Source organism: Aeromonas sp. TECH754, from assembly GCF_056279295.1.
The window spans coordinates 440,751-452,688 of the sequence record NZ_JBWBRA010000001.1 but is presented as its reverse complement, the minus strand read 5'-3'; the positions used below and the strand labels follow the sequence as shown (position 1 = coordinate 452,688).

At 60.3% G+C, this 11,938-nt stretch carries 9 protein-coding genes and 2 tRNA genes; 5 read left to right on the top strand and 6 right to left on the bottom strand.

The window, feature by feature from the left end:
- Nucleotides 1-526 precede the first annotated feature (526 nt).
- Complete coding sequence (locus ACZ9IL_RS02045; protein ID WP_476001993.1) at nucleotides 527-1,294, top strand: DODA-type extradiol aromatic ring-opening family dioxygenase; 768 nt, start codon at nucleotides 527-529, stop codon at nucleotides 1,292-1,294.
- Between the two features lie 252 nt (nucleotides 1,295-1,546).
- Here ACZ9IL_RS02045 and ACZ9IL_RS02040 read toward each other — a convergent pair whose 3' ends face one another.
- A complete protein-coding gene (locus ACZ9IL_RS02040) occupies nucleotides 1,547-1,747 on the bottom strand; it encodes a YbfA family protein (RefSeq protein WP_033130475.1) in 201 nt (66 codons plus the stop codon).
- Nucleotides 1,748-1,963: 216 nt separating this feature from the next.
- On the opposite strand from ACZ9IL_RS02040, the gene ACZ9IL_RS02035 reads away from it, so the two are divergent.
- Nucleotides 1,964-2,251, top strand: coding sequence for a hypothetical protein (locus tag ACZ9IL_RS02035; protein ID WP_476001992.1), 288 nt, complete (start codon nucleotides 1,964-1,966; stop codon nucleotides 2,249-2,251).
- A 55-nt stretch (nucleotides 2,252-2,306) separates the two neighbouring features.
- Here the strand turns inward: ACZ9IL_RS02035 and ACZ9IL_RS02030 are convergent.
- Together ACZ9IL_RS02030 and ACZ9IL_RS02025 are read right to left on the bottom strand one after the other, a co-directional pair.
- Nucleotides 2,307-2,380: transfer RNA gene (locus ACZ9IL_RS02030), tRNA-Cys, on the bottom strand.
- Between the two features lie 56 nt (nucleotides 2,381-2,436).
- A tRNA-Gly gene (locus ACZ9IL_RS02025) sits at nucleotides 2,437-2,512 on the bottom strand.
- Nucleotides 2,513-2,760: 248 nt separating this feature from the next.
- Between ACZ9IL_RS02025 and ACZ9IL_RS02020 the strand changes: the two genes are divergently transcribed.
- The 3 genes from ACZ9IL_RS02020 (at nucleotide 2,761) to ACZ9IL_RS02010 (ending at nucleotide 9,890) form a co-directional block, all read left to right on the top strand.
- Nucleotides 2,761-6,198, top strand: a complete 3,438-nt coding sequence (locus ACZ9IL_RS02020; RefSeq protein WP_476001991.1) for an ATP-binding protein — start codon at nucleotides 2,761-2,763, stop codon at nucleotides 6,196-6,198.
- Nucleotides 6,199-6,702: 504 nt separating this feature from the next.
- Complete coding sequence (locus ACZ9IL_RS02015) at nucleotides 6,703-7,785, top strand: ABC transporter substrate-binding protein (protein ID WP_476001990.1); 1,083 nt, start codon at nucleotides 6,703-6,705, stop codon at nucleotides 7,783-7,785.
- Nucleotides 7,782-9,890 carry a GGDEF domain-containing protein gene (locus tag ACZ9IL_RS02010; RefSeq protein WP_476001989.1) on the top strand — a complete coding sequence of 703 codons (2,109 nt, stop codon included), beginning with the start codon at nucleotides 7,782-7,784 and terminating at the stop codon, nucleotides 9,888-9,890. The genes ACZ9IL_RS02015 and ACZ9IL_RS02010 overlap by 4 nt, the downstream gene beginning before the upstream one ends.
- A 100-nt stretch (nucleotides 9,891-9,990) precedes the next feature.
- On the opposite strand, the gene arsC is transcribed toward ACZ9IL_RS02010, so the two are convergent.
- The 3 genes from arsC to ACZ9IL_RS01995 are packed head-to-tail and all read right to left on the bottom strand — an operon-like array spanning nucleotide 9,991 to nucleotide 11,908.
- Nucleotides 9,991-10,416 carry a glutaredoxin-dependent arsenate reductase gene (arsC, locus tag ACZ9IL_RS02005; protein ID WP_476001988.1) on the bottom strand — a complete coding sequence of 142 codons (426 nt, stop codon included), beginning with the start codon at nucleotides 10,414-10,416 and terminating at the stop codon, nucleotides 9,991-9,993.
- A gap of 35 nt (nucleotides 10,417-10,451) precedes the next feature.
- Nucleotides 10,452-11,516 carry an ACR3 family arsenite efflux transporter gene (gene arsB, locus ACZ9IL_RS02000; RefSeq protein ID WP_476001987.1) on the bottom strand — a complete coding sequence of 355 codons (1,065 nt, stop codon included), beginning with the start codon at nucleotides 11,514-11,516 and terminating at the stop codon, nucleotides 10,452-10,454.
- 35 nt (nucleotides 11,517-11,551) lie between these two features.
- Complete coding sequence (locus tag ACZ9IL_RS01995; protein ID WP_476001986.1) at nucleotides 11,552-11,908, bottom strand: ArsR/SmtB family transcription factor; 357 nt, start codon at nucleotides 11,906-11,908, stop codon at nucleotides 11,552-11,554.
- Nucleotides 11,909-11,938 lie beyond the last annotated feature (30 nt).

The window sequence follows — 11,938 nt, the reverse complement described above, 5'->3', positions numbered from 1 at the left end:
GTGCGGCTCTTCGATGTGGCGCTGCCGGGCATTCAGTGAATCGCTAACGGGCCACAGGGCCTGTGGTGACAGTGCCGTCGACAAGATCCCGCAGAGCGTCCGTGCTGATCTTCGACGTGGCGCTGCTGGGCATTCAGTAAATCGCTAACGGACCACAGGGTCTGTGGTGACAGTGCCGCCGACAAGATCCCGCAGAGCGTCCGTGCGGACGTTTCGATGTGGCGCTGCCTGGGATCCCGTCCTGTACCGCAGTCTGCCGAGACGGTTGCAACAGACGAGGCCAGCGCAATGTGCTGGCCTCGTTATTTCCCCTTCTGCCCCCTCCATTGCGCCCGCCGTACCTCCCCGCGTTCCTCCGCGACGGGGATAGCTGTCAACCATTAGTGAACAGTGATTACACATCAAGCTAGATTGTTAACCACCAGTCCCGGGCAGATAATGACCGCATCGTCAGTGGCCTCTCGCCCTGACCCTGTTTCACCCGCTCGGCCGCCCTCGCGCACCGACAGCGATAAGGAGTCTTGTGATGGCTATCGCCCCCGTCTGGTTCATCTCCCACGGCGCCCCGGATCTGGTCCTGCGCGACCAGCCGGCCACGCAGTTTCTGACGAAGCTGCGCCTTGGCAACATCAAGGGACTGGTGGTTGTCTCGGCCCACTGGTTCAGCCGCAGCGAACTGCAACTCAACGTCGAGCCCAAGCCGGCGCTGATGTATGACTTCTACGGCTTCCCGGATCCGCTCTACGGCATCCGCTGGCCCGCCAACAGCCCGGCCTGGTTGCAGGAGGCGGTGAGCGATCAGCTGCTGTTGGCCGGTTTGGCCGCCACACCGGTCAAACGCGAGCTGGATCACGGGGTCTGGTCACCGCTCTCCCTGATGGATCCAGCCAGCGAGATCCCGCTGGTGCAGATCTCCATCCCCGCCAGCTTCGATCCGAGCCAGCTGTGGCAACTGGGGGAAGCACTGCAAGCCCTGCGTGAACAGGGGATCGGCATCCTCGCCTCCGGCGCCATCACCCACAACCTGCGCGCACTCGGACCGGACGGCTCCCCCGTCCCCGGCTGGGCGAGCGATTTTACCCGCTGGATTGAGCAGACCATGGCCGCCGGGGATCGCCCTGCGCTGGAGGATTACCGGGCCCGGGCACCGGGGGCGGTGGATTCCCACCCCCACGACGATCACCTGCGCCCGCTGTTCGTGGCGCTGGGGGCCGCAGGGGCCGACAAGCCACAGAAGCTGCACGACAGCTGGGACTACGGCAGCCTCTACATGGGCTCCTACCGCTTTGGCTGAGTCCTGGGAGCGGGACCGTTCGACAAGCAACACATGGCGGGACACTCCCGCCATTTTTATGTGGCAGAGCATTGAAATAAAAGAAGAAAGTACCTTGATCCGGCCATTCAACTGAACGGCTGCACCGGCATATAGATTGGGAAAAGGGTGACTCAAGGAGCGAGCATTGAAGCGTCGCTGCCGCTATTTCATGATGTTGTAGAGATAAAAAAAGACAGCCGAGGCTGTCTTTTTTTATCTGAGCAGGGGGGATCAGTAGAAGATCCGCTCACCCCTTTCGCTCATCTTGAGCCACACCGGCTTGGTGCTGGTCTTGTTCCAGATACGGTGCAGGTAGCTGTAGAAACGGGCGCGATCTCGGCGAAACAGCATCACCGGGAAGGCGAGCAAACCCACCAGCAACACGAAGATGCGGCGCAGGATTATCTGAGTCAGGGAGAAGGGATGGAACATGATTTAGCACCTCACTGGTAAGACCACTGAGCGAATATTACGCCACAAATTGTAGGATTACTACACCACCTGAGCCATTTTTTGGTAAAAATCCCACCAAAAGACCATGAAATGAAATCGGGTTACATTAATTAACCAAAAAACAACAATCATGAAAAAAGACGGAGGCTGGGCCAGAGTTAATGAATAGGCAGAGGTCGGCAAGGGGATGAGAGAATGAAACTGGCGGAAATGGCGATCCTGAGTGTGCTGGGTCTGCTTGTCTGGTCACAATGGCAGGAGTGGCAACTCAATCAAAATGACAGCATAGATCTCGCCTATCGCGGCGCCCCCACCGTCAGCCTGTGGCAGTGTGGTCAGCTGAAGCAGAAGATGGCGGCCCTGGCCGAGCAGTCGGCAGAGATGCAGTATCAGTTTCGAGGTCAGGCGCTGGCCGACATGGATCGCTATCTGCACAAGGAGTGGCGCCTGCAGGGCTGCGAGCAGTTGGCGGAGCAACAGTGAGCACAGGGCATGTCGATATAGACGCTGGGGATGAATGCTGGGAAATACAAGAAGATGGAGGCACGTTCCGGAGTCGAACCGGACTAAACGGATTTGCAATCCGCTGCATAACCGCTTTGCTAACGCGCCATGCTGACAAGACTGATGTCTTGAGAGTGATGCTCATGCTTGGTGTCATGAGATATTGGAGCGGGAAACGAGACTCGAACTCGCGACCCCGACCTTGGCAAGGTCGTGCTCTACCAACTGAGCTATTCCCGCTTTATTGCCGGCTGCCAGTTACCTGACAACGAGGCGCATTATACGTACCCCGAGCACGGGCACAACCCTTTTTTATGACTTTCAGCACTTTTCCCGGTCGTTTGCTCAGGCTTTAAACGCCTTGCTCAAAAATCCCTCCAATCCTTGTGACCCGCCAGACGAATTCGAGATAAAGTCATTGAAATAGTTAGTCTTTAGTCAGAAACTCCTCGCGTTTGGTAACTGGATTCTCAATTGAAAATCACAAGATGAAATGGATCTTCAGGCCGCGTGGGCTCAGACCGCAGCTGATGCTGGCGTTTTTTATGTTAGGCCTGGTGCCCTTCCTGGTCGTCACCCTGTTTTTCCTCTACAGCCACGGCAAGGACCTCACCACCCAGACTTCCAATCATCTGGTGTCGGTGCGCAACATCAAGAAGAGCCAGCTGGAGGATTACTTCGGCAACCTCAAAGAGCAGATCACCAACTTCTCCCAACAAGACTTCGCCGGCGACAGCATAGGCCGCTTCTACGGCTTCACCGGCGCCTTCGAGAAGCTGGGCACCACGCCACAGGGCGCCCGTGCCCGTGCCCAGGCCCGCTATGTGCCGGGCTCCTGGGACAAGTTGCAGCAACCCGACAGCAAACTGGTCATCGAGCCCTCCATCAGCGCCCTGATCCTGGCGGACGAGATGTATGGCCGGGTCCACCAGCGCTTCCACCGCGGTTATGCCGACATAGTGCGCAAGACCAACTACAGCGACATCTTCCTGGTGGATCTCAACGGTGATGTGGTCTATTCGGTCACCAAGCACCCCAACTTCGCCACCAATCTGCTCTCGGGCCCCTATCAGGCGAGCGGGCTTGGCAACACCTTCGCCAAGGTCAAACGCCGCCTCGACGGGGGGCAGAAGCCGCGGCAGATCTTCGAGTTCACCGACTTTGGCCGCAACGAGCTGACCGGTCAGGTGGTCGCCTACCTGGCCGCCCCCGTCATGCAATATGACGACGTGCGCGGGGTGGTGATCTTCGAGCTGCTGCCGGACAAGCTCAACCAGATCATGGCGGAGCGGGAGGGGCTCGGCGAGACCGGCGAGACCATTCTCATCGGCCCGGACAAGCGGATGCGGGCCGACGCCTGGCTCGCCCCCGAGTTCAGCGTGGAGAACAGCTTCAGCCCGAACTTCCGGCCGCTGCAGACGCCGCTGGTCCTCAAGGCTCTGTCCGGCGAGCAGGGGGTGGGCCCCTTCCTCTCCTACCACGACGACGAGGTGCTGGCCGCCTATACCCAGGTCAAGGTATTCGATACCGAGTGGGCCTTCATCGCCGAGATCTCCACCAGCGAGGCCTATGCCCCCATCCGCCAGCTGGAGACCCTGGTGATCCTGCTGGGCGCCGGCTCGCTGCTGCTGCTGATCCTGTTCTCCCGCTGGCTCTCCCACTCCATCACGGCGCCGCTGCGATCCCTCACCGCCGCCGCCGAGCAGGTGGCCGACGGCGCCCTGGATCACCCCATCACCATTCCCCGTACCGACGACGACATCGATCGGCTGGCCCAGGCGTTTCGCCACATGCAGCGCTCGGTGAAAGACAAGATCGAGCTCATCGAGCGCCAGACCCAGGAGCTGCAACAGCAGGTCAAGCTGACCCACAAGCAGAACCTCAGCCTGCAGCAGGCGGACAAACTCAAGGATGAGCTGCTCGCCAACACCTCCCACGAGCTGCGCACCCCCATTCACGGCATCAAGGGGATGGCGGAGTCCATGCTCGCCAGCCAGCAGGACTTGACCGAGGGCCAGCAGAAGCAGCTCGGCCTCATCATCAAGAGCGCCGACGGCCTGGCGCGGCTGGTGGACGATCTGCTCGACTATCACCAGATGCGCTACGGCCAGCTGGAGATCCATCCCCAACCCGTCGCCTCCAAGGGGGTCATCCGGCTGGTGCTGGATCTCTGCCAGCACCTGGTGCAGGCCAAGCCCCTCAGCCTGGTGGACATCAGCCCGCTCGAGCTGCCACCGGTACTGGCCGATGAGCAGCGACTCGAACAGGTGCTCTACAACCTGGTCGGCAACGCCATCAAATACACCCCCCAGGGCAAGGTGGTGCTGAGTGCCCAGGTGGAGGGGCAGTTCCTGCGCATCAGGGTGACCGACACCGGCATCGGCATCGCCAAGGAGCACCTTGAACACATCTTCGAACCGCTGGTGCAGATGAGCCCGGAGGTGAGCAAGCAGGGAGCCGGTCTCGGCCTCTCCATCACCCGCCAACTGGTACACCTGATGGGGGGCGAGCTCTACGTGGAGAGCGAACTCGGTGTCGGATCCACCTTCGCCTTCACCCTGCCGCTGGCCAGTGGCAAGGCGGGCGAACTGACCCTGGACAGCCGTCAGATCGAGCATCAACTGGTGCGCCAGCAGCCGTTGATCCTGCCGGATTGGGAGAGTGACGATCTGCCCATACCGCCGACCGATGCGCCCCTGATCCTGGTGGTGGACGACGAGCCCATCAATCTGCACATACTGCGCCACCTGCTGCAACCCTGTGGCTACCGCATACTGCCGAGCAGTGATGGCCACGACGCCCTCGCCAAACTGGCCCAGGAACCGGTCGACCTCATCCTGCTGGACGTGATGATGCCGACCCTGTCCGGCTTCGATGTCTGCCGCCGCCTGCGCGAGCAACACCCCAAGGATCAACTGCCGGTGCTGCTGCTCACCGCCCTCAACCAGCCAAAGGACATAGAGGAAGGTTTCAATGCGGGGGCCAACGACTATCTGGTCAAGCCGTTCTGCAAGGAGGAGCTGTTCGCCCGGGTCAAGGCGCTGCTGGAAGCGAGCGCCGGCCGCGCCTCCCTGGTGGAGAACCGGCTGCTCAAGCAGGAGATAGAGCATCGCCTGCGCCTGCAGGGACAGCTGCATCAGGATCAGGAGCGGTTGCTGACCCTGCTCGGGGAAGGGGCCGATCCCATGGTCTTCATCGATCAGCAGGGCACTGTGCTGTTTGCCTCCCGGGTGCTGGCGCGATTGCTGGGACAAGAGCCGGAAGCCATGGAGGGGCTGCCGCTGGACGAGTGGCTGGCGGCACCGCTGGCCAGCCAGTGGCCCGACATGGCGACCAACCCCGAGCAGGACCTGGCATTCCTGATGGCGGGTCAGCGGGATGCACTCAATGCCCGGGCCCTGCCCATCAGCCTCGGGGGCCAGAGCGCCTTCGCCCTCACCCTCAGTACCGAGTCCCGCCAGGATGACAACCGGGTGATGGCGCTGGAGAACGCCCTCAAGAGCCTGTCTCGTCAGGCCATCATCGAGGATGGCCAGCTGCTGGGTGAGCTCAGCCGGCTCGGGGGCGAGTTCCGTTCCCTGGCCGACAACCTGATCCGCCAGCAGGATGACGAACCCCTGCGCCGGGCCCTGGTGGACACCATGCACCTCACCCTGGATGCCTGGCAGCAGAGCACCGGCAAGGGCAAGATAGTGCTGGCGGAGAAGAGCAAGCTGTGGCGCGTCTACATGGACAGATCCAGCCCCCAGACCCGCACCCTCGACAAATACCTGAGCCTGGACACCCTGCCCAAGGCGCCGCGCTGGAAGACGGTGGTCGCCAGCGCCGAGTACGTCCTCAAGCAATGCCCCCTGAGCGAGGCGCAGCAGCAAAGCCTGCACCAGAGCACCCAGCTGCTGCGCCAGCTCGCCAATCGCAAGGGCTGATGGCGTTGGCGAGCGTGAACTGAAACCGGCGATGGGCACGGGCCGGGGTGCCTGTTGCCCATTCACGGCCCGGTCCCCCACCCCGACCACCTATCTCGACGTCACTATCCCTGGCATTCCGACCACATCGTTCCTGAGCACCCGCCAACGCCAACCTCGGCACGCCGAGCAAACTGCGTTTCTCCCTTTACCCCCAAGTCATTATTTACATTTACGCAACAAAAGAGTCATCCTTGAACATCGGGTGGCCTGATGAGGGGTAGCAGACAGAGCCGCGGTTCAAGAGACAGGGCGACAGCGGGTTAAAAATCATTATTGATGTGTTGATCACTAGAAAAACCTCCAGCAAACACGTACTCTCGCCAAATAATGGAATTTATGTTTTAACTCAATAACTTGTATGGGTACTCCTGAGGCTTTTCATACTCTCCTTAACGCTGTAGACAAGGATGAAGGATGTCGACGTATCGATCACGGCATGGATGCTGGTTATGGCTGATCTGGATGTTATTGAGTGCCCCCAGTCATGGCTTTACCGTCAGTTTCATCAACCCTGGCAAGCATGACGAAGAGTACTGGCATGCCGTGAGCGATGCGATGGAAGCCGCCGCGCGCAGCCTGGATATCGAACTGGAAATCATCTACCTCGAACGTCAGTCCTACAAGGCCATCGATGTGGTGCAGGCCATCGCCGCGCGAGACAAACACCAGCGGCCCGACTACGTGTTGCTCGGCAACGAGGGCGGGGTGGCCCCCATGGCGTTGCAGATCCTCGACAAGGCGCAGTTGAAAACACTGCTGGTGTTCAGCGGGATCAGCACCTCCTCCGAGCGCGCACTCGCGGGCCAACCCCGCGGCAAATATCCTCACTGGCTGGGCACCCTGGAACCGGACCCTGAGCCCGCGGGCTACCAGACCGCGATGGCGCTCATTGCCCGGGGTAGAGCGATGAAGTTGCAGTCGCAAGATGGCAAGCTGCACCTGCTGGCGCTCAGCGGCGATCACGCCACACCATCGTCACAGCAGCGCAGTCAAGGCATGCGCCGGGCCGTCACCGAATCCAACGGCGTCGTGCTTGATCAAGAAGTCTTTGCCGCATTCAACGAAGAGAAAGCGCAAGAGATGAGCCAGTGGCTGTTCAGGCGCCACCCGCAGGCAAGCCTCGTCTGGAGTGGGAATGACCTGATGGCATTCGGGGCGATGCAGAGCTGGCGCCAGCTGGGTGGCTCGCCCGGCAGCGACCGGTTGTTCAGCGGGATCAATGCCTCGAAGAGGGGCATGTATGCCTTGCGCGATGGCTCCCTTGCCGCCTTGTCCGGAGGCCATTTCCTCCTCGGCGCCTGGGCGCTGGTAATGCTCTATGACGTTCAGCATGGTCAGGACTTTGCCAACAGCGACGGGCTGGAGGTGAAGTTGCCCATGTTCTCGCTGTTCACTCCTAGGCAGGCACAGCTGTTTCTGAGCCGATTCGGCGACGGGCATTACGACAGCATCGATTTTCGCCGCCACAGCAAGGTATTGAATCCCTCCCTGACGCAATACAACTTCGACTTTGGCCAAGTGCTCCACGAGGAGGTCCATCCATGAGATCCCGTTTCACTCTTGGCCGAACTCAAGGCTGGGCCCTGCTGGCCGCCCTCAGCCTCGTTTTGTTTGGCGGCGCCCTGGCCCGCCTGTTCACGATTGAGCAACGCTATGACGACGCCGTGACGGCACGCCAGCATGCCTACACGCTCGTGGGCGAATTGCGCCAGTATTCGGACGACCTGGCACGGGCCGCCCGCACCTATGTCTTGACCCACGATGCCCGGCTCAAGCAGATCTATCAGGACATTCTGCCGATACGCAATGGCCTGAAACCACCGGTCAGCTGTTATGGCGAGCTGTACTGGACACTGCTCATTGGCGAGACACAGCGCTGCCCCCATAGCGAGGCGCGGCCCATCTTTGAGGCGTTGCGCGAGAGCGGATTGACCCCGTCCGAGCTGCTCGAGCTGAAAAAAATGCGCACTGAATTTGACCAGATGACCCGGCTGGAGATGGCCGCCATGTCCCTCAGCGAGCGCGCCAACAACACCACCGGCCGTGAGAATGCGCTGGATATGCTCACCAGCACCACCTACAACCTGATGAAATACCACTCGATACAACTCATCAGTGACTTCGGGGAATCGGTCAATGTGCGGGCTCGCAACACTCAGCAGCAGGCGCGCCTCGAATCACGCATCAACCTGTTTCTGACCCTGTTGCTGGGGGTCGCAACAGCCTGGGCATGGCGGCATCTGTGGTTGAGCTGGCAAGAGGCTCGCTCGCGCAGGGTGACAGGCAACGAAAAACAGCCGCAATCCCCCGCTTTTGCCGAGCATGATGAGCATCAAGAGCAGGAGCTGCCGCCAACGCCGATATCGGCGCAGTACCGCGCCATCTCCAGCAAGGTCTCCCGCCGCATCCTGATTGCCGCGGCCCTGTGCACCGTATTCATCGGCGGCGTCATGACCGGCGTCGCCCTCAACTGGGTTCGCTCCGGTGTCGAGAGCGATATCCGCAGTATTGCCATGCTGGCACGATCCTCCCTGGAAGATGAAATCTGGGACATAGATCCCGCGGCCATCCGCAATCAGATAAACCAGATTAAACAATATCATGCCGTCGGTTATGTCAGGCTGAGGGTCGATCTTGGCTATGTGTTCGAGCAGGGCGATGCGACCCTGCTCGAGAGCGGGAAAACCCAGACCTTCGATATCTTCGCCCCCAACACCAAGGAGGTGATCGCTCAGCTCGACATAGTCCCCGACATCAACAAGCTCAACCAGCTGGTAGGCTACACGGTGGGGATCACGATCCTGGGGCTGGTGATGCTGACGCTGATGATCTACTGGCAAGTCGTGATTGCACTGAAACGCCAACTCGAGACGCCGCTGCGCAAGGTCGCCCAGTTTGTCACCTCGTTCTCACCCGCCACCCTGACCAACCCCCTGGTGCTCGGCCGGGTCAGGGGCAAACAACAAGACGAGATCGATCTGGTCGTCGACGGCTTCAGCTTGCTGCAAAAGACCATCAGCCAGCACATCAGCCAGCTGGATCACCTGGTGGCGATGCGCACGGACGCGCTCCAGGAAGCGAATGCCAAGTTGCAGGCGCTGAGTGAATTCGATGCCTTGACGGGCATAGCGAACCGGCGAAAGTTCGACCAGGTCTGGCAAGAGGAGATCAACAGAGCCGTGCGTCAGCAGTTGCCGCTCACCATCATGCTGATCGATATCGACCACTTCAAAGGCTATAACGACCACTACGGCCATCAGCAAGGGGACCATTGCCTCAAGCAGGTCGCGCAGTTGCTGGCGGGCAGCGCCCAGCGTCACAACGATCTGGTGGCACGTTATGGCGGTGAAGAATTCGTGGTCGTGCTACCGGGAGAGGACGGAGAGATCGCCATGGCAATGGCAGAAAACATGCGCCGTACCGTGCAGGCGAGCGCCATTCCTCATGAGCAAAACAGTGCCGCGCCTGTGGTGACGATCTGTGTTGGCGTCGCCTGCGGCATTCCCCAGACCCTAGAGCAAGCAGCCAGCATGCTGGAGCTCGCCGATCGGCAACTCTATTGCGCCAAGCGCGCTGGCCGCAATCGGGTGGTATTGGCCACGCTGCCAGCGGCGATTCAGTGTTCGCCTGGTGGCCCTCTCACTCGGTAGTGGCGTGGTATCCCTGACACAGTTGGAGATACCACGCCACCACCTATCTATCCCTCACCACGCCGTGCTGGCTTCATACCCCGCCTCGATGTGACTGCCGTCATTTGAGGCGCTTTCCACTTTCATCGATGACCCGCTCACCATCCTCCTTGGTGAAGGCACCTTGTTGCGAGGTCGGCAGGATATCCAGCACCACTTCTGACGGACGGCATAGTTTGGTGCCAAGTGGACTCACGACGATGGGACGGTTGATGAGGATGGGATGGGCCAGCATGGCGTCGATCAACTCATCATCGCTGAAACGCGCCTCGGCCAGCCCCAGCGACTCATAAGGTGGCACGTTCTTGCGCAGCAGCGCGCGCACCGGCATCCCCATGGCCTCGATCAAGGCTATCAACTCGCTCCGTGAGGGCGGGGTCTCCAGATAATGGATGACGGTGGGCTCGATGCCTGCATTGCGGATCAGCGCCAGGGTATTGCGGGAAGTGCCGCAATCCGGATTGTGATAAATGGTGATTGCACTCATTGCGGTTCTCTCGTGACTCAAGTTGATTGGAAGGGTTAGCGACGCAGGCCCGCTTCGTACCAGGGCTTGCTGGCGTTGACGATACGCACCACCAGCAGCATGACGGGCACCTCGATCAGCACCCCGACAACGGTGGCCAGCGCCGCGCCGGAGTGGAAGCCAAACAGGCTGATGGCGGCGGCCACCGCCAACTCGAAGAAGTTGGAGGCTCCGATCAGGGCAGAGGGACAGGCGACCGAATGCTTCTCCCCGACCTTGCGGTTTAACCAATAAGCGAGCCCCGAGTTGAACAGCACCTGGATCAGGATAGGCACCGCCAGCAAGGCGATCACCAGCGGCTGCTCGATGATGGCATTGCCCTGGAAGGCGAACAGCAGTACCAGGGTGAGCAGCAAGGCGGCCACTGACCAGGGCTGAATGCGCGCCATGGCGTTATCGAAGCTTGCCTGCCCTTTGCGCAGCAGGACGTTGCGCAGCACCTGGGCGATGATGACCGGGATGACGATATAGAGCACCACCGAGGTGAGCAGGGTATCCCAAGGCACCACTATGCTGGAAACCCCGAGCAACAGCGCCACCAGCGGGGCGAAGGCAAACACCATGATGAGATCGTTCACCGCCACCTGGGAGAGAGTGAAGTAGGGATCGCCGTTGGTGAGGCGGCTCCAGACAAACACCATGGCAGTACAGGGGGCGGCGGCCAGCAGGATCAGGCCCGCCACATAGCTGTCGAGTTGATCGGCCGGCAGCCAGTCGGCAAACAGGCCCCGGATAAACAACCACCCCAGGAAGGCCATGGAGAAGGGTTTGACCAGCCAGTTGATGAAGAGGGTGACCCCGATCCCCTTCATATGCCCCTTCACCTGATGAAGGGCGCCGAAGTCTATCTTGAGCAGCATGGGGATGATCATCACCCAGATCAGCAGCCCCACCGGCAAGTTGACCTTGGCCACTTCCATGGCACCGATGGCCTTGAAGAGTTCCGGCAGCCCCTGGCCGAGCCCGATCCCCACCAGGATACAGAGCGCCACCCAGGCGGTCAGGTAACGCTCGAAAAAACCGATGGCCGGCGCGGCCTTCGCATCACATACAGCAGACATAGGAACTCCGGTGATGAACACTCATGGTGAATGGGTTATGCCTTGGAGCAGCAGGACTGCTCAACCTGAGATAAGGGATCGATACAGCCAATGCCACAGGCCTCCGGGTGGCCTGCACAACACTCCTCGGTGAGATAGCCAATCAGCTCAACCATCAGGGAGATGTTGGCGCGATAGCGCAAGAAGCGGCCCTCTTGCGTTACCGACAACAAACCGGCATGCAGCATCGCTTTGAGGTGAAATGACAGGGTATTGGCTGCGAGATCCAAGCTGCTGGCCAGCTCTCCCGCCACCATCCCATCAGGCCCCGCTTTTACCAGCAAACGCCAAGTATCCAACCGGACACCTGATGAGAGGGATTCAAATACTTTTGTAGCGGCATCTTTGTTCATTGTGCGGCCCTCAGATGATTACAATGATTC

Excerpts from the sequence above, each read along its gene's own strand:
- ACZ9IL_RS02015 (WP_476001990.1), top strand. The coding sequence starts at position 6,703 with ATGTTATTGAGTGCCCCCAGTCATGGCTTTACCGTCAGTTTCATCAAC.
- ACZ9IL_RS02035 (WP_476001992.1), top strand. The coding sequence starts at position 1,964 with ATGAAACTGGCGGAAATGGCGATCCTGAGTGTGCTGGGTCTGCTTGTC.
- arsC (WP_476001988.1), bottom strand. The coding sequence starts at position 10,416 with ATGAGTGCAATCACCATTTATCACAATCCGGATTGCGGCACTTCCCGC.
- ACZ9IL_RS02010 (WP_476001989.1), top strand. The coding sequence starts at position 7,782 with ATGAGATCCCGTTTCACTCTTGGCCGAACTCAAGGCTGGGCCCTGCTG.
- ACZ9IL_RS02040 (WP_033130475.1), bottom strand. The coding sequence starts at position 1,747 with ATGTTCCATCCCTTCTCCCTGACTCAGATAATCCTGCGCCGCATCTTC.
- arsB (WP_476001987.1), bottom strand. The coding sequence starts at position 11,516 with ATGTCTGCTGTATGTGATGCGAAGGCCGCGCCGGCCATCGGTTTTTTC.
- ACZ9IL_RS02045 (WP_476001993.1), top strand. The coding sequence starts at position 527 with ATGGCTATCGCCCCCGTCTGGTTCATCTCCCACGGCGCCCCGGATCTG.
- ACZ9IL_RS02020 (WP_476001991.1), top strand. The coding sequence starts at position 2,761 with ATGAAATGGATCTTCAGGCCGCGTGGGCTCAGACCGCAGCTGATGCTG.
- ACZ9IL_RS01995 (WP_476001986.1), bottom strand. The coding sequence starts at position 11,908 with ATGAACAAAGATGCCGCTACAAAAGTATTTGAATCCCTCTCATCAGGT.